The organism is Kitasatospora sp. NPDC098663 (genome assembly GCF_044760075.1).
In the GTDB taxonomy this organism is placed as follows: Bacteria; Actinomycetota; Actinomycetes; order Streptomycetales; family Streptomycetaceae; genus Kitasatospora.
The window spans coordinates 107,451-126,318 of record NZ_JBIWAP010000010.1; the positions used below are offsets into that span (position 1 = coordinate 107,451).

18 protein-coding genes and 1 pseudogene are annotated in these 18,868 nt (G+C 68.8%); 7 read left to right on the forward strand and 12 right to left on the reverse strand.

Going from position 1 to position 18,868, the window contains the following annotated elements:
- Positions 1 to 313: 313 nt before the first annotated feature.
- From ACIQVZ_RS13435 to ACIQVZ_RS13460, 6 genes are all read left to right on the forward strand, one after another.
- Positions 314 to 763, forward strand: a complete 450-nt coding sequence (locus tag ACIQVZ_RS13435) for a helix-turn-helix domain-containing protein (RefSeq protein ID WP_402449647.1) — start codon at positions 314 to 316, stop codon at positions 761 to 763.
- 398 nt (positions 764 to 1,161) lie between these two features.
- A complete protein-coding gene (locus ACIQVZ_RS13440; protein ID WP_402449649.1) occupies positions 1,162 to 1,659 on the forward strand; it encodes an ImmA/IrrE family metallo-endopeptidase in 498 nt (165 codons plus the stop codon).
- Between the two features lie 17 nt (positions 1,660 to 1,676).
- Positions 1,677 to 2,918 carry an MAB_1171c family putative transporter gene (locus ACIQVZ_RS13445; RefSeq protein WP_402449652.1) on the forward strand — a complete coding sequence of 414 codons (1,242 nt, stop codon included), beginning with the start codon at positions 1,677 to 1,679 and terminating at the stop codon, positions 2,916 to 2,918.
- Between the two features lie 17 nt (positions 2,919 to 2,935).
- On the forward strand, positions 2,936 to 4,117 hold the full coding sequence (locus ACIQVZ_RS13450; protein ID WP_402449654.1) for a cytochrome P450: 1,182 nt from the start codon (positions 2,936 to 2,938) through the stop codon (positions 4,115 to 4,117).
- A gap of 1,271 nt (positions 4,118 to 5,388) precedes the next feature.
- Positions 5,389 to 5,808: a hypothetical protein gene (locus ACIQVZ_RS13455; RefSeq protein ID WP_402449655.1), complete on the forward strand. Its 420-nt coding sequence runs from the start codon at positions 5,389 to 5,391 to the stop codon at positions 5,806 to 5,808.
- 187 nt (positions 5,809 to 5,995) lie between these two features.
- On the forward strand, positions 5,996 to 6,820 hold the full coding sequence (locus ACIQVZ_RS13460) for an SAM-dependent methyltransferase (RefSeq protein ID WP_402449657.1): 825 nt from the start codon (positions 5,996 to 5,998) through the stop codon (positions 6,818 to 6,820).
- 41 nt (positions 6,821 to 6,861) lie between these two features.
- On the opposite strand, the gene ACIQVZ_RS13465 is transcribed toward ACIQVZ_RS13460, so the two are convergent.
- The 3 genes and pseudogenes from ACIQVZ_RS13465 to ACIQVZ_RS13475 form a co-directional block, all read right to left on the reverse strand.
- Entirely contained in the window at positions 6,862 to 7,833 is a 972-nt protein-coding gene (locus ACIQVZ_RS13465) for a Scr1 family TA system antitoxin-like transcriptional regulator (RefSeq protein WP_402449660.1), read from the reverse strand.
- Positions 7,834 to 7,945: 112 nt separating this feature from the next.
- On the reverse strand, positions 7,946 to 8,182 hold the full coding sequence (locus ACIQVZ_RS13470; protein WP_402449663.1) for a DUF397 domain-containing protein: 237 nt from the start codon (positions 8,180 to 8,182) through the stop codon (positions 7,946 to 7,948).
- Positions 8,183 to 8,470: 288 nt separating this feature from the next.
- Positions 8,471 to 8,779, reverse strand: a pseudogene (locus tag ACIQVZ_RS13475) (transposase); the annotation flags it as partial.
- Positions 8,780 to 9,201: 422 nt separating this feature from the next.
- Between ACIQVZ_RS13475 and ACIQVZ_RS13480 the strand changes: the two are divergent.
- A complete protein-coding gene (locus tag ACIQVZ_RS13480; RefSeq protein ID WP_402449844.1) occupies positions 9,202 to 10,038 on the forward strand; it encodes a TrmH family RNA methyltransferase in 837 nt (278 codons plus the stop codon).
- A gap of 7 nt (positions 10,039 to 10,045) precedes the next feature.
- Here the strand turns inward: ACIQVZ_RS13480 and ACIQVZ_RS13485 are convergent, their stop codons facing one another.
- Genes ACIQVZ_RS13485 through ACIQVZ_RS13525 form a run of 9 tightly spaced genes read right to left on the reverse strand, consistent with a single transcriptional unit; the run spans position 10,046 to position 18,594 of the window.
- Positions 10,046 to 11,035 (reverse strand): glycosyltransferase family 4 protein, encoded by a 990-nt coding sequence (locus ACIQVZ_RS13485; RefSeq protein WP_402449665.1) that lies wholly within the window; start codon positions 11,033 to 11,035, stop codon positions 10,046 to 10,048.
- 8 nt (positions 11,036 to 11,043) lie between these two features.
- Positions 11,044 to 11,895: a glycosyltransferase family 2 protein gene (locus tag ACIQVZ_RS13490; RefSeq protein WP_402449667.1), complete on the reverse strand. Its 852-nt coding sequence runs from the start codon at positions 11,893 to 11,895 to the stop codon at positions 11,044 to 11,046.
- Positions 11,892 to 12,659, reverse strand: a complete 768-nt coding sequence (locus tag ACIQVZ_RS13495) for an HAD family hydrolase (protein WP_402449668.1) — start codon at positions 12,657 to 12,659, stop codon at positions 11,892 to 11,894. Before ACIQVZ_RS13495 ends, ACIQVZ_RS13490 begins: the two co-directional genes overlap by 4 nt.
- Complete coding sequence (locus ACIQVZ_RS13500; RefSeq protein WP_402449670.1) at positions 12,656 to 13,678, reverse strand: NAD-dependent epimerase/dehydratase family protein; 1,023 nt, start codon at positions 13,676 to 13,678, stop codon at positions 12,656 to 12,658. Before ACIQVZ_RS13500 ends, ACIQVZ_RS13495 begins: the two co-directional genes overlap by 4 nt.
- A 26-nt stretch (positions 13,679 to 13,704) precedes the next feature.
- A complete protein-coding gene (locus ACIQVZ_RS13505) occupies positions 13,705 to 14,907 on the reverse strand; it encodes a polysaccharide pyruvyl transferase family protein (RefSeq protein WP_402449672.1) in 1,203 nt (400 codons plus the stop codon).
- Positions 14,908 to 14,922: 15 nt separating this feature from the next.
- On the reverse strand, positions 14,923 to 15,963 hold the full coding sequence (locus ACIQVZ_RS13510; protein ID WP_402449674.1) for a hypothetical protein: 1,041 nt from the start codon (positions 15,961 to 15,963) through the stop codon (positions 14,923 to 14,925).
- Entirely contained in the window at positions 15,960 to 16,985 is a 1,026-nt protein-coding gene (locus ACIQVZ_RS13515) for a glycosyltransferase family 2 protein (RefSeq protein WP_402449675.1), read from the reverse strand. Before ACIQVZ_RS13515 ends, ACIQVZ_RS13510 begins: the two co-directional genes overlap by 4 nt.
- Complete coding sequence (locus ACIQVZ_RS13520) at positions 16,982 to 17,641, reverse strand: phytanoyl-CoA dioxygenase family protein (protein ID WP_402449677.1); 660 nt, start codon at positions 17,639 to 17,641, stop codon at positions 16,982 to 16,984. The genes ACIQVZ_RS13515 and ACIQVZ_RS13520 overlap by 4 nt, the downstream gene beginning before the upstream one ends.
- Positions 17,638 to 18,594, reverse strand: a complete 957-nt coding sequence (locus ACIQVZ_RS13525) for a UDP-glucuronic acid decarboxylase family protein (protein WP_402449679.1) — start codon at positions 18,592 to 18,594, stop codon at positions 17,638 to 17,640. Before ACIQVZ_RS13525 ends, ACIQVZ_RS13520 begins: the two co-directional genes overlap by 4 nt.
- Between the last annotated feature and the right edge of the window lie 274 nt (positions 18,595 to 18,868).

An 18,868-nucleotide genomic window follows, 5' to 3' on the forward strand; every position in this document is an offset into this window, starting at 1 on the left:
TTTAACCCCAACCTGACCAGTGGAGACGGGCCTTGGTGCGTACTGCCGTCGACATCCTCGCGGTACGCGGAACCCGGGAGCGCCAACTCTCAGGCCTCCGTCGAGGGCGCCCGAGGAGGCTGCCGCCAACCCGTGCGACTGGTCGGCGGGATCGTCCACGCCCTTGACGGACGTGGCACAGCGCCCCCACCAGCAGTTTCGACACCCTAGTAACCCTTTGGCGCAATCAACGTACACCAAAAAGCCCGACTGGGAACACTGAATCACCCCGGGGGATGCATGCCGGGCGACCGGCAGGCACTAAAGTATCCGAGTGGGACGATCCGACACGGAAGGCGGCACGATGGCCCAGCAGACAGACAAGGACCAGGGGCCGGCGCTGATCGCCAAGCGGCTGAACTACCTGTTCAAGCACCGCCACCCCGCCGGCCGCGGGCCGTACACGATCGCCGAGGCCGCCGCCGGCACCGATGTCAGCGAGAGCACCATCAAGCAGCTGCGCAGCGGGGCCAAGGCCAATCCGACGATCAACACCCTTAGAGCCCTCGCCGCCTTCTTCGACGTACCACCGACCTACTGGGTCACCGACAATCCCGAGCAGGTGTTCGCCGAGCGAGATCTCGTGAACGCCATGAGGGACGCCGGAGTCCAGTCGATCGCACTGCGCAGCCAGGGCCTCAGCGCGAAGAACATGGCGCGGATCACGGACATGCTCGACATGGCCCGAGAATCCCAAGGCCTGCCGCCAATCCCCCCCTCGTAGGAATCCCCAGCCATCGGGTGATTTATTTTTGAACATTATCTATGCGCATAGATGACGTTCAGATCAAAGCCGCCACCCCCTCGAGTGTCGATATGTAAATTGAGACGCAGCTCACCCTAAATTGTCATGACCATGATGCCATTTACTTTCGGTGATGGAAAAACAAACCGACCGTGCGGTCTGTCTTGGAATCCCACGGGCGGAGAGGGCCGACCCGTGCACGCTCCGTAGCAAGGAGTGGGATCTCTCCAGGCATCGCCGACCGGTTGATCGAACCCTTCAAGATCAATTGAGAAATGATCTTCACTCTTCTGCCTACGATCATCCGGCTACTGCGGCGCAGGGTCTCCCCCTCGCCGTACCGCCAGTGGATTCCTTGATCATTTTTGGGAGGGATCGTGCATGCCATTTCCCTGCGGGATGCCTGCGAGGATCGGCTCGGACGCCTGGACCTATCTCACCGGTTCGGTGCGGAGGAGCTGATCGCCGCAGTTGCCTCGCTGGTCGGACGGACCATCGCCTGTGAGGCCGTTGACATGCGCGGCGCTTTCTCGTGCGGTCTGCGCAAAAGGTACGCGGACCGCGAGGTCATTTATTACGAGCAAAGTGCCTCGCCGCTGCACCGGCGGCAGATCGTCGCACATGAACTCGGCCACATCCTCTGGGACCACACAGGGGAAATCGACCTCGCCGACCTGATGTCGGACGAGGAACTCGCCGGCCTGATGGACTGGAGCGTCCTCGGAGTGTCCGCGCGCACCTCGTACGAGACCGACGCGGAAGTCGAGGCGGAAATGATGGCCACCCTCATCCTTCAGCGCATGTACCGCGGGACCGTCATGCCCGCCGCTCGCCCCAGCGCCGCCGATGAGCGCTGGGATGCAATTTTCGCCTGACTTGCAAGGAACAACGAATGATCAGCGCCATCTTCGGCGGCATGCCCCTGATGCTGCTCGCTGCCTCGCTCTACTGGGCATTCAGGCGTCGACCGGGCCAACGCCCCGCCGGAACTCTGAGCCTGTCCGCATTCCTCGCGTGCTTCGCGCTGGCCTTCAGTGCCTACCAGCCGACTATCCGGGCGATAGAGGACGCGGTTGCGCTGGACCTCTCCCGGCTGGTGAGCAACTCCGCGACCCTGTCAGCCGGAGCCAGCGTCTCCTCGGTGCTCCTCTACCTCAACTACGAGGCAGCCGAAGCTCGTCGGCGAGTTCGCTGGCGGCTCCGCCTCCTTGGCCTGGCTGTCGCCACGATGGCCGTCGCCTTCGCCCTCACCCCGCGCGCCATGATGTGGAGCACGGCCAAGGCCCACGGGGGCCTTGACCCGGCGCCCGCCTCCCTTCACATCTACTCTGCGGCGTACATCGCCTTCCTCTCGTACGCCGTCTACGACTGCCTCACCCAGACGTGGACCAGGTCTCGCAGGGCAACCCGGGCCAGCCAGCGGCTCGGCCTTCGTACGACCGCCGCCGGCTGCGTCGTGGCCCTCGTATACGCCACCTACAAGGCAGTCAACGCCATCGCTGCGTTGTTTGGTTGGAACGCGACCCCGGGCGGTTATCGCTGCACGAGCCTCGTCACGCCCGTGTCCTGCGCGTTCGGCGTGACCGCGCCCGCCGTCAGCGTTCTGCTCATCACGGCAGGCTTGACCATGCCGGCCGTTCTGTGGCCGCTGACCCAGTTCCTCCGTCACCGCTGGGAACGTCAGTCGATCACCGATCTCGCACCGCTCTGGCGCGACCTGACGGACGTGTGCCCCAACGTGGTGCTGCGAACGATCGGCAGTGCCACCGAGGCCGACCTCATCCTGCACCGCAGGGTCGTGGAGGTCTGCGACGGGATCCTCACCTTGGACGAACACCGCTCCCGCGAGGTCCAGCAGGCCGCCACGGCAATCGTCGCCACAACCCGGCACATCGGGACCGAAACCGGCGAGGCAATTGTTGAGGCCGCCGTGATCGCCGGCGCGGTTCGGGCCGCCCGAGCCGACGCCCCCTTCCAAGCAGATCCCGCTCCCCAAGCCTCCGGAGCCACCGCCCGCGAGGGCGACCTTCGCGCCGAGACCCTGTGGCTACGCTCGGTCTCCCAGCACTACGCCAACAACTCGATCGTCCGCCACGCCGCCGACCATCAGTTCCCGGCATTCCAGACGGCCTAGGAAGACCAGAAGAGCACATGGCCTCCCCCTTCTCCGACCCGACGTTCTACCAGGACCGCTACCCGACCTACGCCGCTCTACGCGAGCGCTCCCCCGTCCTGCAGATCCCCGTGGACGGCAGCACCCGGGCGGCGGTCGTCGTCACCGGCTACGAGCAGGCACGCCAGGCATTCGCCGCCAACCTGTCCAAGGACACCTCGGCCTACTTCGCTGACCGCCCATCCGGACGCTCGCTCCACCCCGCGGTCGCTCACACCATGCTTCACACCGACCCGCCCGCGCACACCCGCCTTCGCCGCCTGGCCGCCCGGGCGTTCACACCCACCACCGTGGACGGCCTGCGCCCCTACATCCACACCCTTGCCGAGCACTTGGTGGGACTGTGGGAGCCAGGCGACGAGACCGACCTGATCGCGCACCTCGCAAGCCCGCTCCCGGTCACCGTGATCTGCCAGCTCCTCGGCATCCCGCCAGCCGACCGCGCTGCGATCCGCATCTGGTCCACCGACCTGTTCGCCACCGGCGACCACACGAGGATCGACGCGGCCTCCCACGCCCTCGCCGACTACATGACCCAACTGATCGCCGCCAAGCGCAACTCCCCAGACACCGCCCTGCTCTCCAGGCTGATCGCCGTACGCGACGGCGACGGCGGCCGCCTCAGCGAGGAGGAGCTGGTCTCCCTGGGCCTGCTGCTCCTGGTCGCCGGCCACGAGACCACCACAGCGGCGATCGGCAACGCCGCCCTCGCACTGCTCCAGCACCCGGACGACCTGGAGCACCTGCGGGCCGACCCACACCGCATCCCGACCGCTGTGGACGAACTGCTGCGCTACGACTCGCCCGTGAGCATCGCTACTTGGCGCCACGCCCCCGAAGCGGCACAGCTGGACGAAACCGAGGTCGCTGCCGGCACCCCGGTCTTCGTGTGTCCCGGAGCCGCCAACCGCGATCCACGCAAGTTCACCGACCCGGACCGGCTCGACCTCAACCGCCCCGATGCCGCCCAGCACCTCGCCTTCGGCCACGGCGTCCACCGCTGCCTCGGCGCACCGCTCGCCCACGCGGAGATCGAGACCATGCTGCGGGTCCTACTGAAGCGCTTCCCCGGCATGCGGCTGGCCGTGCCAGCCGAGGAGCTGCGGTGGCGCCACTCCCGCCTCATCCGAGGACTGGAGTCGCTGCCCGTCCTGCTGTAGCGCAGCCCGGTGCTGCCGCGATCCTTCCCCGGCAGCACCGGTACCGCCCGGAACCCGTGGCCGACGATCGTGCCCAACGGCGGTGCACAGGGCCCTGATAGCCGCCCAACACCTGTCCCCCGGGCAACCCCGCCACCCTTGTGCAAGCCGGGCCGACACCGCGCTTCACCCGGCCGAACCAGGCATCGCCCGACGGACCTTGGCCATCCCCTGCGCCGTCACCTCGACGCCATGCTCCTCGCGCCGGTGAGACGGGGCGCTGCACCGCTACACCGTCCGCACAACCCATCTCTCGGCCTCCACAGAGCCGCTCTCAACGACCGGCTCCACCGCCCCACCGGATGGGGGCATCCGCTGTGTTCCGCGAACGCGGGTCACGGTGGATGCCGCCTAGGAGTCTCCTGAAGATCTTGCTCCGACTGCCTGATTCACCCCAGATTGCCGGTAAATATCAATCAGGTCGAACTGGTGCAAGCCGGGCGCGCTTTCAAGATCTTCATCGGACTCCTAAGGCCCCTCTTTCGGATCTTGCCAGGCGTGCGCTACTGGCAGGCCCCGAGTGTTCGCAGATCACCGCCGGGCCGACGACGGTGATCGGATTCTCGGAGAAGAGCTGGGGCTTCGGGGCGGCGCCCTCCTGCGACCAATTTTGATCAGTTTGATGTGGAACCGGCTCCCTGTTCGGCGTCAGTGTGTCCGGCGAAACGGGGAGGATTGCGTGGGGCCTTCCAGGGCGACCGGCGACCAGGTGGCGCGCTACGTTTCTTCGCAACGGCCCTACCCCACACGGGGGTTGCCCCGCCCGGTGTCATCACCACCGGACGAGGCTGTCAGGCCAGCCATGGAGGTACGCCTACCTATGTATGACCGACCTGCTCCTGGACGGGCTCTGCCCGAAGTGTTCGCCCACGCTATCAGGGGCGGCGGCCCCTTCGCGGGATTGCGCGGAGTGCGCGCTATCCGCGGTGCGGTACAGCTGCACGCAGCCCTCGCCCCGTTGGTGCTCGCGTGGGCAGTTCTGTCGCCCGTTGAGGCGGAGTGGGCGCGCACGGCGTTGATCCTCGGTGTACTGAGGATGTGCCGCAGTACCGGCTTCGAGTGGATCTGGGTCCGCGGCTTCTGAGCCCGCCCCCGCAAGCCGGTCCGGGTGCCTGCGGGCACCCGGACCGGCCGCCGCGCTCACCCTTTTTTGCGCCCCCGTCCGCGCCTTCGCGCCCCCGCGGCTGCGGCCGGGCATGCTCCTCCCGACATCGACGCCGAACGGAGCCCTCGTGTCCCTAGCCCCTGTCGGCTACGCCGCTTTCGTCGAACTGCACTACGGTCACTACGAGATGTACGCGTGGGCGCGCCTTGGCGACGCCGGCCTCGCCAAGCAGGTCGTTGCGCTCGTTCTCCGCAGGACGGAGGCGGACTGGGCGTGGGCGCTGCGCGACGATCCCGCGGCCTTCACCTGGCAGGCCTTGTGCGAGGCCGTCACCCTGGCCCGCAAGGACGCGCCGGCCTCCCCCTTGGATGCCCTCCACCGCGTCATGCCCGACCGGGTCGCCGATGCTGCGCTGCTGCACGAGCTCCTCGGCCTGGAACCGGACGCCGCGGCCGCGCTGATGGGGCTGGATGAACCCGCCGTCCACGTCCAGCTGAAGGCCGCCCGTCGCTGGCGGACCGGCCGCGATTCCACCGGGGGCGCCTGACACTCCGTCGACCGACCCGACAGCCTGGCGAACCGACCACGAATGCTCCGGTTGGCCAGGCTCTTGGTCATGCCTTAACCACCTTCACCCACACGTGTGGTTTCAGCACTTCGGATCACGGCATATTATGATGCAGCGTCATACTTGCTCGTTGGCACTGAAGTTCGCATCACGCAAGGGGTAGCGGGTGAACCGGAACGAAGCCGACGACTGGCAAGAGCCTATTGACAGGGGCAGGCCAAGTGCGGCTCGCATGTACGACTTCCTGCTCGGGGGGAACCGCAACTACCCGTCCGACCGCAGAGCGGTCGAGGAGTTACTGAAGACGGTGCCGAGCAGTCGCGAACTAGCGCTCAACAACCGCAGCTTCCTGATCCGTGTGGTCAGGCACATCGCCGAAACTTACGGGATCAAGCAGTTCATCGATCACGGCTCGGGCCTACCCACCCAGAGCAACGTCCACGAGGTCGCCGAAGCCGTCCATCCGGACGCGCGCGTGGTGTACGTCGACAACGATCCGATGGTCCTCGGCTACGGCAGAGCCGTGCTGGATGAGAGCCCGAACGCGGTGATCCTCAACGCCGACATGGCGGACACACCCGCGATAGTGGCCGGCCTCAAGGATCGGATCGACCTGGCCGAGCCGGTCGCCGCACTCTTCGTCTCCGTGCTCCACTGCGTCCCCGACCGGGATAACGGCGACCCGAAGGCGATCATCGAGCGCACGGTGAGCCTGCTCGCCCCGGGCAGCGTCGTGGTGATCTGTCAGCTGGTCAGCGACGACGCCGCCATCCGCAACACCGTGACCGAGCTGATGCAGCAGCAGACCGGCGGCAAGTGGGGGCGCGTGCGAACAGAGGCCGACGTTCGCGGCTTCTTCGATGTCGACAGGCTCGTCGTCGAGCCCCCCGGCCTGGTGGACGTCACCGACTGGCACCCCGACGCTGACTCCCCCGCCCGGCAGGCGACCTTGGAGTGGATCGAGTTTGGCGGGCTCGCCCGGGTCGTCTGACCCGAACGCGCCCGCCAGTTTCGCCCGGCCCGGCTCCGCCATTACAGGCGGAGCTGAGCCTCCATCAGGGCGTTCTCGATGAGCCGGCGGCTGTCCCGGTAACCGGGAGCCCTCATGAGCACATTGTCGATGAGATCGTCGAGGTCCACGTAGTCGGGGTCGGTCACCTCGTTGATCCCGGGGAGCGAGCCGCGGTGGAAGGACGCTGTGCGGCCCGTCTCGTTGTAGATGACGTCGGGGACCGCGTCCGCGAGCTCCTTGCGGAATCCGAGACGGGTCAGGGTGCTCACCGGGACGGCCAGGGGAGCCCGCGCGGTCATCACCCGGATGCCGACCGGCAGGGCCCGGTTCTCCACGAGGCCGAGCAGCTCCTGCAGCTGGTCGATCAGCACCTCCGGGTGGCCGAAGTCTGCGTAGAGCAAAGCCTCCTCGACGAAGAACCGGCCCTTGGGCTGGTCCGTGATCAGCCGCCCCGCGAACCGGGTACGGCGCTCGGCCCGCAGACCGACGACCACTTCCTGCAGACCGGCGTCCCTCAGGCTGGCCGGCAGGGTGTAGCGGGTGACGAGCCTGGAGTACGCCTCGGTCTGGAGCTGGCCGGGGATCGCATTGCGGTCCACCACGAAGAATTCGGTCGCCGACTCCTCCAATGAGGTCAGTCGGAGCATCGAGTCGGGCACCACCTCGCGGTGCCCGCTGCGGAACCTCGACGCCCAGCCCTCCTTCGACGCGGCGAACGCGAGGGCAGTCAGGTGGTCGCGGTGGGTGCCCGGCGCGATGTTCAGGGCGTCCAGGATGATGGACACGATGTGCGGCTTGTCGATCCGCACCTCGCCGCGTTCGAGACGGCTGTAGTGCGACGTGCTGACCCGCTTGTTGGTCGCCTCCACCACCTCGCTCTGCTTGCGGCGCCCGCGCGCGACCTCCAGGTGGGCGCCCAGGAGCAGCGCTGCCTCCGCCCACGGCCGGTCCGTACCGCCCCCGCGTCCAGAAATGAATGTGTCGACGGCCATCAGGCCCCCCAGTGCTTTATCCCAACCATTGAGCTATCCGGATGAGTTTCGCACAAGAGAGCCAGGCCGTCACACCAATCAGCTAAGACGGGAATCATCCGTCAGCTGAAGATCAAACCGTCAGATGATCGAATTCCCCGTTGCGGGCACCGTCCAACAGGGCGTGGATCTCGGTACGGGTGAACACCAGGGCCGGGCCCCCAGGATACCGACTGTTGCGGACCGCCACCGCACCGTTGTCCAGCGCGCGAAACTCCACACAGGACCCGGAGCCCACGCTGCGCCTGGCCTTCTGCCACGGGCCCTTGGCCTTGATGGTGTCCGCCGCCATGCCGTTGAAGATCTCCATTGCGATCCCTCTTTCATGATCGAACGACACCCCACTCCCATTGGTCGTATTAATGGGAAGCCCCTGCCGGGAGGCCTGCGAAATCCTGCACGGGATTTCGCAGGCCGAGCGAGAAGAATCATTCACCCTTGCTGGCGGAAAACGCCACTACACGATCGAGTGAATGCCTGCGAAGTTTGCACATCTATGACGGAACTATGATCGCACCCATCACCCCTCCCTCGTGGAATCCTCATGAAGGCAGCGAATTGCTACTCCTGGGTCGCTTCTTTTGGCTCAGCGGGCGAATCAGACGAAGATGCCGACGATGTGGAGTCCGGTCCGGACAGCGGTGGCGGTCTTCGTAGCGGCTGGCCAGGCCTCGCCAATTCTTCAGGCGGTTGATGCACCGTTCGACAGTGTTGCGCTGCTTGTAGGGTTCGAGGTCGAGAGCTGGCGGCCGCTGGTTCGGCCCTTGTGTCTGCGGTTGGCGATCTGGTCGGCGGGCTGCGGGATCACCGCTCGGATGCCGCGCCTGCGCTGGTGCTTGTGGAGGGCTCTCGACGAGTAGGACCGGTCCGCCAGCACCACGACGGGCCGAGTGCGAGGTCGTCCGATCTGCCGTCAACTCTCGACCGTCCCGTCGCATGCCGGCGGCTGCCTGCTCGGCTGCGACCAGGCAGCCGATCTCGGCAGCCATGGGAGTCGGTCGGAAGGGTGGCGCCGCGCTGGCTGCGAGAACGTCGCAGCACATCCGGGTGAGGCTGGGTGATCGATCAGCAGGCACCGGTTCTTGCTGGCTCCGGCCTGCACCCATGCCCAGTTGTAGTAGCGCGGGCCTTCCCCTCCGGCGCCGGTGCTCTGCCGGTGCCAGGTGTCCCGGGGCTGTGGGGCGTCCACGGTGCGTGCGCAAGTACCTGAGGTATGGTCAAGAGTCTCGTTCAACACAGATGTTGGTGCCAGGTGTAAGGTCATTGCTGCGCTGGTGCGGACTCCGCCGAAGTCGGAACGCATCGTTGTCGGCTCACCTTGGAGGACAGGTGCCAGCGGTTCAGCGGATCACGTCTCGCAACGCGCGGTTCCAGCAATGGGAGGCGCTGCTCAGCAACAGGAAGAAGCGGAATCAGCTCGGCGAGTTCCTGGTTCAAGGGGTACGGCCGATCTCGCTCGCTGTCGAGTACGGCTGGCCGATCAATGCCCTGCTCTACGACGACAGGCGGAAACTGTCGGACTGGGCGCAGGAGCTGCTGCGGACAACACGGGCCGAGCGGATCGCGATGGCGCCGGAGCTGCTGGCAGAACTCGGGGAGAAGGCCGAGGGCGCGCCCGAGGTGATCGCGGTGGTCGGCATGCTGGCGGACGACCTGAACCGGATCGAGGGCGGGCCGGACTTTCTGGGCGTCCTGTTCGACAGGCCGACCACCCCCGGCAACATCGGCAGCATCATCCGATCGGCCGATGCCTTCGGTGCGCACGGGATGATCGTCTCGGGTCACGCGGCCGATGTCTACGATCCGAAGGCCGTGCGGGCGACCACGGGCAGCCTGTTCTCGCTGCCGTCGGTCCGGGTGCCGGGGCCGACCGAGGTGATGGCCTGGGTGGAACAGCAGCGCTCCGTCGGTCGGCCGCTGGTCCTGGTGGGCACGGACGAGAAGGGCGACGCGGACGTCTACGACTTCGACCTCACCCAGCCGGTGCTGCTGCTTGTGGGGAACGAGACGACCGGGTTGTCCAGCACGTGGCGGGAGCTGTGCGACTTCACGGTGAGCATCCCGATGACGGGGGCGGCCAGTTCGCTGAACGCGGCGAACGCCACGACTGCGGTCCTGTACGAGGCTTCCCGGCAGCGGATCGCCGCCGGGAAGCGTCCTCGCTGATCGCAGGTCAGACCCAGGTGCCGCCCGATGCGGCACGGCGGTAGACCTCCAGGTACTTCGCGGTGATCACATGGTGGCCCCACCGCTCGACCGCGGTGGCCCGAAGGTGCTTCGGGGCCGGGAGGCCAGCCAGGACCTTGGCAGCCTGCTCCGGGGTAGGCGTCAGCTCGGCGGGCAGGGCGGTACCGACTTGCGGGGCGATCTCGGCGAGGCACCCGTTGTCGGTGGCGATGACGGGGGTGCCGCTGACGGCGGCCTCGGCGACGACGGTGGCACCGGGTTCGATCCACTCGCCGCCTAAGGGTCCTCCGAAGGGCTGGGAGAGAACGAGCAGGGCCTGCGCGTCGGCGAGCAGGTCGGTGCGGCAGGGGCCTCCGACTTCTCCGATGTACTCGGCGGTGCTGGGGTAGTCGGTGAGGATGCCGTGCAGGTAGTCCAGCTCCCACGCTGGTCCGGCGAGTCTCAGCGGCAGGCTGGCGGCTTGGGCGAAGGCAGCGGCCTGGCGGGCCCCTTTGTGGGCGGAAACCCGGCCGAGGAACAGCAGGAAGTCAGCCTTCGTCTCGCGGTAGGTGTAGCGATCGGGGTTGACCGGCAGCCGAATGATCGGCGCGCCGGTGGACCCGGCGGCCCGACACTGGGCGCGGGAGAGGTAAACGATGTTCGCCCGGTGCTCAGGTGCGCCGTTGAGGTGATGGGTGCGGACGGCCGGCCAGTCCGGTTCGGCGGGCAGCATCTGGCCGTTGGTGTGGTCGTGCACCACGTCCGGGCCGAACTCGCGGAGCGCGACCCGGGTGGCGTCGAAGGTGGTGGCGCCGGAGACGGTCAGGCCCGGCCGGGGGGCGCTGCCGGGTGCGCCGACGAGAAGGATCTCACACCCGGCGTCGAGCAGTCCGTCGATGAGGGTGGCAGCCACCCACTGGATGCCGCCGTAGCCCTGCGGCGGGACGGTGATCCACTGGGTGGTGTCCTGCCCGTACCGGTGAGGCGGGTTGAGCATGGCGATCCTCACGTGCGCCTCCGGGTTTGGTTGAGGAGTTCGTGGCCTATGCCGGTCAGCACCGCTGCGGTGTAGAGGAGGGCGAGGGCTGCGGGTCGCGCGCCCCGGCCGCCGGATCGGTTGCGTGTCCACTCCTTGTGCAGGCCGCTGGCTGTAGTGCCCCGGCGGACTTCGCTGCGGCCTTGCCAGTAGGCCCGGCGCAGGAGGTAGCTGGGTCTGAGCCGGTGGGCGGGGATCAGGTGGTGGACCTGTGTGGTGTGCAGGACCGCGGTGGTGGCGCCGAGGGCGGCGAGCTGGCGTACCAGTGTGGTGTCCTCGGCGGAGACGAGGTTGGTTCCGACACGGCCGAGGCGGCTGTCGAAGTCGATGCCGAGCAGGTGGAGGTGGTCGCGGTCGAGGGCGAAGCAGCCTCCCCAGATGCTGGCGGGCAGATCGGGGTGGTGGGAGCCGAGGTAGTGCAGTTGCCCTGCGGTCAGCCACCGGGGCGTTCGGTGGCCTTGGAGGTCGGCGGTGATCCGGGTGCCGGCTACGTGCGCTCCGCCGGTCAGCGCGGTGCGTAGGTTATCAACCGCGGTGGCAGTGGGGGCGATGTCGTCGTCCACGAAGACGACGTACCGGGTGGGGGCCTCTTTCAGCGCGAGGTTGCGGCTGTGGGACAGGCCGATGGTGGTGCCGTTGAAGTGCACCGTGCGCCGGTTGGAGGGCTGGGTGAGGCGTCGCCGGGTGGCGGCGTCCGCAGCGGTGTCTACGACGACCAGGAGGTGGTCGTCCGGGCCAAGGATGCCGTGGAGCCGGTCGAGGGCGGTCAGGAGCAGATCGGGCCGGTTGCTGCACATGGCCAGGGTCAGGGGAACGCTCACCTGTCGGACCCCTTCCGGGCGGGGCGCCGGCGGCCGACGAGCTGTTCGGCCAGGTCAGCGAGGTCGAGCAGGCGGAGGCTTTGGTCGGCGGCGGGGTGTCGTCGGATCTCCAGGCGCTCGGCCCGCACCTCGCGGTAGGCGGTGACGAGGGTCGGGTCGGTGCCGGGTGGGACAGTCCATCCGGTGGACGGTTCGACGAGAGCGGCGTGGGCTCCGAGACGCTGGGCGGGGGCGGCGTCGTGGTCGGGGCGGTCGCCGACCATCAGGGTGGTCGCCGGGCTCCAGCCGAGCTTCGAGATGGCCCAGTCCAGTAGGCCGGGGTCGGGTTTGGCGATGCCGACCGTGGTGTCGAGGGCGATCAGCGCCAGGTTGTTGGCGGCCCCGGTGTCGCGCAGGACGTTCTCGCACTCGCGCGGCTGGTTGGCCACGACGCACACCGGGCGGTCGGCGGCGAGGGCGTCGAGGGCGTCGAAGGCGCCGGGGATCAGCTGGACGTGGTCTTCCCAGGTGCGGCGGAGGTGGTTCCAGCTGTGGGTGCCAGCCGGGCTGTAGAGGCCGGGACTAGCGGTGGAGTGGGCCCGCTGGAGGTAGAAGCGGCGCATCTCGGCGGTGAACTGTGCGATGGTGAGCGTCGGGTCCGCTTCGCCGGCACGTTCGAGAACTCCTTGCAACCAGGCGAGTTCGAAGGGCTCGTCGTAGTAGAGGACGCCGCCGACGTCCGTGGCGATGGTCTCGGTCGAGGGCAGGGCGATGGTCCTGGTCACGGCTTCTCTGTCCTGGAGGTGGCAGTGGTGTACCACTCGGGCTGGGTGTCGGAGTCGACTTCGAGGGCGAGGATGCTGCGAGGCTGAACCGGGCCGTGGGTCCTGGCCCAGACGGCGGTGGCGGCGAGGCCCTCGGCCAGCGGGGTGTCCTTCCAGTCTCCAAGCAGCATGCGGGCGAGTTCGCTGCTGGTGTAGGCGGCATGGACCTCTTCGCGGGCGGCCAGGTAGCGGATTGGGTGGTCGGGGACGCTCATCGCCTCGCGTACAGCGTGGGCCATCTCCAGCACGGTGCAGGGCTTTTGGCTGCCGACGTTGATCACCCGGTTCCAGTGGCGCGGGTTGTCGGCGGCGTCAAGGAAGCAACCGACGATGTCGTTGACGTAGGTAAAAGAGCGGAGCTGGCTGCCGTCGCCGTAAACAGTGATCGGCTCGCCGCGCATGATCTGGTTGAGGAAGATCGCCACGGCGTTGCGCAGGGGGTCGGCCATGTTCTGCCGCGCGCCGTAGACGTTGTGCATCCGCAGCACGGTGAACGGCAGGCTCTGCAGGTGCGAGGTGATGGCGAGTTCGCGCTCGATGGTGAGCTTGGCGTTGCCGTAGCTGTCGGAGGGCTGCGGCTGGTCGTCCTCGTGCATCGGGACGCGGCCGGTGCCATAGACAGCAACGGAGGAGGCGTAGGAGAAGTACCGGACCTTGGTGCGCAGGGCGGCGTTGATCAGGTGGGTGCTGCCGAGGACGTTGACCTCGTAGTTGTGGGCCTTGACGGCGTGGCTGATGCCCTCGGCGGCGAACGCGGCCAGGTGGAAGACGCTGTCGAAGGAGTGGTGGGCGAACAGTTCGTCCACAGCCTTCCTGTCGGCGATGGATCCGACGACCAGGGTGGCACCGTCGGGGACGTTCTCGCGTTTGCCGCCGTCGAGGTTGTCGAGGACGACGACGTCGTGTCCGGCGGCCAGGAGGCGGCCGGTGAGGTGGGAGCCGATGAATCCGGCGCCGCCAGTAACCAGGTGCAGGGTCATGCTGTGCTCCGATCGGGTTGACGGGCTCAGGAGTTGAGGAGGGAGCGGACGCGGGCGATGTCGGCGGCGGCGAGCGCGGTGAGGGTCGGGAGCCGGGTGGCGAGGTGCTCGCGCAGCTTGTCGGTGTCCAGACGGGCGAGGTGCTCGGCGGCGGCCGGCTCCGCGGTGAAGGCGGCGACGTCGTGGTGCACGTCGGCGGCCGGGATGCCGGGGCCGTAGGTGTCGGCGAGGACGCCACCGAACTTGGGACTGTGACCGATGGCGACGGCGGGGGTGCCGTTGGACAGGGCTCCGAGAGAGGCGTGCAGGCGTTCGGAGACGACGAGGTCGGCGGCGCCGAGCACGGCCTTGTAGTCGCTGGCCCCGGTGCCGTCGGCGTGCAGGACGTGGACAGGTACGTCGGGCAGGCGGGCGGCGATCTGCCGGGCCAGGATGCGGTCGTCGTTGTGTTCGCGGGAGTCGTGGCAGTGCGGGACGAGGACCAGCGGGCGCCGCCGCACCCGCCACAGGGTGTCGGCGAGGCGGGTCAGCGCGTCGAGGTGCTCGGCGTCGGTGATGGTGCTGTAGCGGGTGACGCCCTTGCTCGGTGCCAGGCACACGTACGGCTGCCCGGCGTCGAGGCCGGCGTCGCCGAGCAGCTGCTTCGTGCGTTCCGGGGGCGAGGACTGGAGGAGGAAGGCGGGGTCAGCGCTCAGCAGCACCTTCTCGGCGGGCAGGGCGAGTTGCCCGATGAGGTAGGCCAGGGTGGTGGTCTCGCGGGCGGTCAGCAGGTCGAGCCTGTTGGCGGTGGCGGTGAACGCGGCCCGTTCGGTGGGGTCGGTGAAGGGGCCGACGGACTGGCCGATCATCGCGGTGGGGATGCCGAGTTGCTGGGCGCGGTCGAGCACCGCGAGGTAGGGGGTGGAGACGCCGTAGCCGGAAGTGTGCAGGTCGCCGCCTGTGGCGAGGACCAGGTCCGCGTGCTGGAGCAGGCGTTCGGCGCGGGCGCGGCGGTGCGGCTCGGTCTCGACCGGCCGCATCGTGGCCCAGGAGCGGGAGACGACCCACGGGTCTGCGGTGCAGTCGGCGCCGGTCCCGGCCAGGGCTTCGGCATCGAGATCGGGGGTCTGGGTGAGCACGGTGACCGAGGTGTCCGGTGCGGCGGTCAGCGTGGTGGCGAGGGATCGGGCGAGGGCTTCGACTCCGCGGCTCTCGCAGCTGGTGATCCCGGTGATCAGGATGGTGGGCACGGTGGTCCTCCCGGACTAGTCGGTAAAGGCGAGGAGCTGGCCCAGGACGCGCCGGTAGTTGAAGCGGCGGCGCAGGTCGTCCTGGATGCGGCCCAGGCGCGGGCGGTTCGCGGTGGCGTCGCGCAGCATCCGGGCGAGGTCCTCGGCGGGGTGGTCGCCGAGGAGGAACGGGGTTATCTCCTCGCCGTAGAAGTCGGCGGTGTAGGCGAGTTCGGGCGGCAGGGCTGGCATGGTGCCGGCCGCGATGGTCTCGAACATGCGAGGAGTGAGCAGGCGCTGGTGGGCGAGCAGGGGACGGGCCAGGACCGGGGTGATCTCAGCCTTGGCCATCTGGTTGAGGACCTGGCCGAAGGGCACGGGGCCGGTGACCTTCACAGAGTGCCCGGCCAGCCAGCCGGGCCGGTTGGCGGTGGCGGTGAGGTGGTCGGGGTGGGGGTCACCGCTCCACCAGCGGCCCGCCACCCGCAGGCGGGTCAGCGGCGGCCGGGCCGATCGGGCGGCTTCGACCAGGTGTGCGAGGGCGTCCCAGCGCCACCAGTTCGCGCCGACGTACTGCAACTCGTACGGCAGGTCCTCGGGGGCGTGCTCCGGGCGGCGTACCGGCTTGGGCATCCCGAAGTAGGAGAAGAACCGGGCGCCGTCCGGCAGGGCGCCGAGGCGCGGCTGGAGGATGCGGTCGCTGAGCTGCCGGTACAGCCGTTGCCACTGCTCGTGGCCGTAGGCTCCGGCGGAGTCGTCCGGGCCGAGGACGGTGTGCTCGCCCCAGTGGGCGTCCGGGTCGAGGACGATCCGGCGCTCGCGGGGGAAGCGCTCGCACAGCTCCAGCCGCTTCTCGTCGAGGAACTGGCGGCCCTCGAAGACCAGGACGAGGTGGGTGCCCCAGGTGAGGTCATCGACGACCGGTAGGAGGCCGGGGACCTGGTCGTCCATCCGGCACAGCGGCCCGGCGAGGGCCACTTCGCAGTCGAGGGCGGGCGCGGCACGCACGTACTCTGCGATCATGTGGGCGGAGCCGGCCTGCCAGTGGAAGTCGCCGACGAACAGCAGCCTGGTCACGGCGCGCTCCCGGCGGTGCGGGCGACCGGGCGGACGGCTCGAAGACGGCGGTGGGCGCGGCGGCGCCGGGCTACGGTCGGGGCGAGCCGCAGCAGCCACCAGGCGGCAGCGGCCGTCTCTGCCCACCCACGGGCCGGAGTCGTGGTGCCGCCCACTGAGCGGCCGAGCAGGTCTTCGCGCAGCCACCGTCCGACCAGGCTGAGGATCGCGGGCCAGGTCCAGGTGATGTCGGTGAACAGGAAGTAGTACCGGTTACGGCGCATCTGCACCCGCCGGTAGGTGCTCGCGCCGGTCCCGCCACCGCCGACATGTTGGATGCCCAAACCGAGGTTGAGGGCGACCCGCCAACCGGCCCAGCGGGCCCGGCGGCACAGGTCGGTCTCCTCGTAGTAGGTGTGGAAGACCCGGTCGAACAGTCCGACGGTGCGCAGGACTTCGGCGCGGACGAAGAACGCGGCGCCTTGGACGTAGGCGTGCTCCAAGGTCTCGGGGGCACGACCCGCGGCGGGACCGGCGGGCGAGGGCCGGTGCGGGCGATCTCCCACGAAGCCGTCGGCCTCTCCCAAGCGCAACGCGGTGCGCGACCACTCGTTGTGCTCGTCCAAGGCGACGGGGTCACCGTCGGTGTAGGTGTACTGCATGGGGCCGCAGACGCCGTACTCGGGCCAGCGTTCCATGAAGGCGGTCAGCTGGTGGATCAGGTCGTTCGGCGTTCGGGTGTCGGGGTTGACGAGGAAGACGTAGTCGGCGCCGTCGGCCAGGGCGGCGCGCATGCCGACGTTGTTGGCCCTCGCGAAGCCGAGGTTGCTGTCGTTCTGGACGATCCGCACCGCGGGGAAGGTGTCGCGAACCAGAGCGGTGCTGCCGTCGGTGGAGGCGTTGTCGACGTACCAGACGGTGAGGTCGAGGTCGGGGGTGCTGGCGAGCAGGGTGGACAGGCAGGCAGGCAGCCAGCGGGACTCGTTGGTGCCGACCGTGATGGTGGCGACCTTCGGTCGTCGGGCGGGTGCGGGGCTGGTCAAGGTGACTCCGTGTCGGCGGGGACGAATTCGATGACGAGGCTGCGGCGGGGCCGCGCGGAGGCGTTGGGGCGAGAGGCGTGGACGATCCGCACGTCGTGCACGGCCACGTCGCCGGCCTTCGCACCGACCGGCAGGACCGGCCCCGCGGTGCGGGCCTGGTCCACGTCGGCGTCGTCGGCCAGCAGGTGGCTGCCGGGGACGAACTCCAGGCAGCCGTTGCCGGTGTCGGAGTCGTCCAGGAACAGGCTGAGATTGATCGCGGTGCCCGGGGCGACGTCGGTGCGGTCGCGGTGCCACGGGACGGCGGCGGCCACGTGCGGCATCTTCACGATCATTGCGCTGACCCGGGCTCGCGCCGGGCGGCCGAGGAGGGTCTCGGCGAGGTGATGCAGCGGGCCGGCGGCGAACAGCACGGCGGCGACCGGGGCACTCGGCTGCTGATGGAGGTTGTGGACGCGGTAAAGCACCGGGGCGCTCTCCCCGTCACGGGTGAAGTGCCAGAAGTCGTCGCTGCGCTGACCACGTTCGAATGCGGTCACCAGGGCGTCGGCCTCGGCGCACAGCCGCTCCAGCAGCACATCGGTGACCACCGCGGGGACGACCGCGTACCCGTCTGCCCGCAGTCGGCTGAATGCGTCGACGGCCGGGGCGCTCACAGCGCGGCCCCGGTGGCGAGCTGCTGGGCGAACCAGGCCGCGGTGGCGGCCAGGCCGTCCTCGACCGGGATCTGTGGCTCCCACCCGAACGCCTGGCGGGCCAGGGTGGTGTCGGGTCGGCGGCGCACGGGATCGTCCTCGGGCAGGGCGACGAACTCGATACCTGCGGCGGAGCTGGTGAGGCCGAGGATGCTGCGGGCGATGTCCAGCACGGTGCGCTCGTCCTCGGTGCCCAGGTTGACCGGGCCCGGGTGGCGGCTCGTGGCAAGCGTCAGCAGCCCAGCCACGGTGTCGTCGACGTAGCACAGCGAGCGGCTCTGGCTGCCGTCCCCCGCGACCTGGAGTGGTTGCCCGGTCAGCGCTCGGGTGATGAAGGCCGGCACGGCCCGGCCGTCGTCGGTGCGCATCCGGGGGCCGAAGGTGTTGAAGATCCGTGCGATCGCGGTGTCGGTGCCGTACTCGCGGCGGTACGCAGCGGTGGCGGCCTCCGAGAAGCGCTTGGCCTCGTCGTAGACGCTGCGCGGGCCTATGGGGTTGACGTTGCCCCAGTACGTCTCGGTCTGCGGGTGCTGGTGCGGGTCGCCGTAGACCTCGGAGGTGGAGGCGAGGACGAACCGAGCACCGTGTTCCTTGGCCAGCTCCAGCGCGCTGAGCGTGCCGATGGAGCCGACCATCAGCGTCGGGATGGGGTGGCACAGGTAGTCGGCCGGGGAGGCCGGCGAGGCGAGGTGGAACACCACGTCCACCGCACCGTTGACGGCCAACTTGTCGTTGACGTCCTGCTCGATCAGCTCGAAGTGCTCGGCGCCGAGCAGGTCCGCGATGTTCGCGCGGCTTCCGGTCAGAAAGTTGTCCACGCAGACGACGGCGAACCCACTGCGGGTCAGCACGTCGCACAGGTGGGAGCCGATGAATCCGGCTCCACCGGTCACGACGGCGGTCCTTCGTGACATGGGGCTCCTCAGAGATTGGCATGCCGAGTCCGTCCGGCGGCGCGACGGCGCCGCCGCCGGCGGATCGGTGTGCAGGTGAGCGGACTCGGACACGGCTGGTGCCGTACTTCGGCGATCGGTGCGAGTGGTCCGTCCTCGGTGACGTCATCTCGCTGCGGCCCAGGTCATCGACAGGTTCGGTCCTGAAGTGGTCCCCGGCCGCGCTCCCGGGTGCCCCACCGCACACCAGCGGCAGGACTCCCTTCGGGGGATCACTAGCTAACCGCCGCCCAAC

What these genes read in the sequence shown, in the direction of transcription:
- ACIQVZ_RS13445 (WP_402449652.1), top strand. Translation starts at nt 1,677, where the DNA reads ATGATCAGCGCCATCTTCGGCGGCATGCCCCTGATGCTGCTCGCTGCC.
- ACIQVZ_RS13450 (WP_402449654.1), top strand. Translation starts at nt 2,936, where the DNA reads ATGGCCTCCCCCTTCTCCGACCCGACGTTCTACCAGGACCGCTACCCG.
- ACIQVZ_RS13465 (WP_402449660.1), bottom strand. Translation starts at nt 7,833, where the DNA reads ATGGCCGTCGACACATTCATTTCTGGACGCGGGGGCGGTACGGACCGG.
- ACIQVZ_RS13470 (WP_402449663.1), bottom strand. Translation starts at nt 8,182, where the DNA reads ATGGAGATCTTCAACGGCATGGCGGCGGACACCATCAAGGCCAAGGGC.
- ACIQVZ_RS13485 (WP_402449665.1), bottom strand. Translation starts at nt 11,035, where the DNA reads ATGCTCAACCCGCCTCACCGGTACGGGCAGGACACCACCCAGTGGATC.
- ACIQVZ_RS13500 (WP_402449670.1), bottom strand. Translation starts at nt 13,678, where the DNA reads ATGACCCTGCACCTGGTTACTGGCGGCGCCGGATTCATCGGCTCCCAC.
- ACIQVZ_RS13525 (WP_402449679.1), bottom strand. Translation starts at nt 18,594, where the DNA reads ATGTCACGAAGGACCGCCGTCGTGACCGGTGGAGCCGGATTCATCGGC.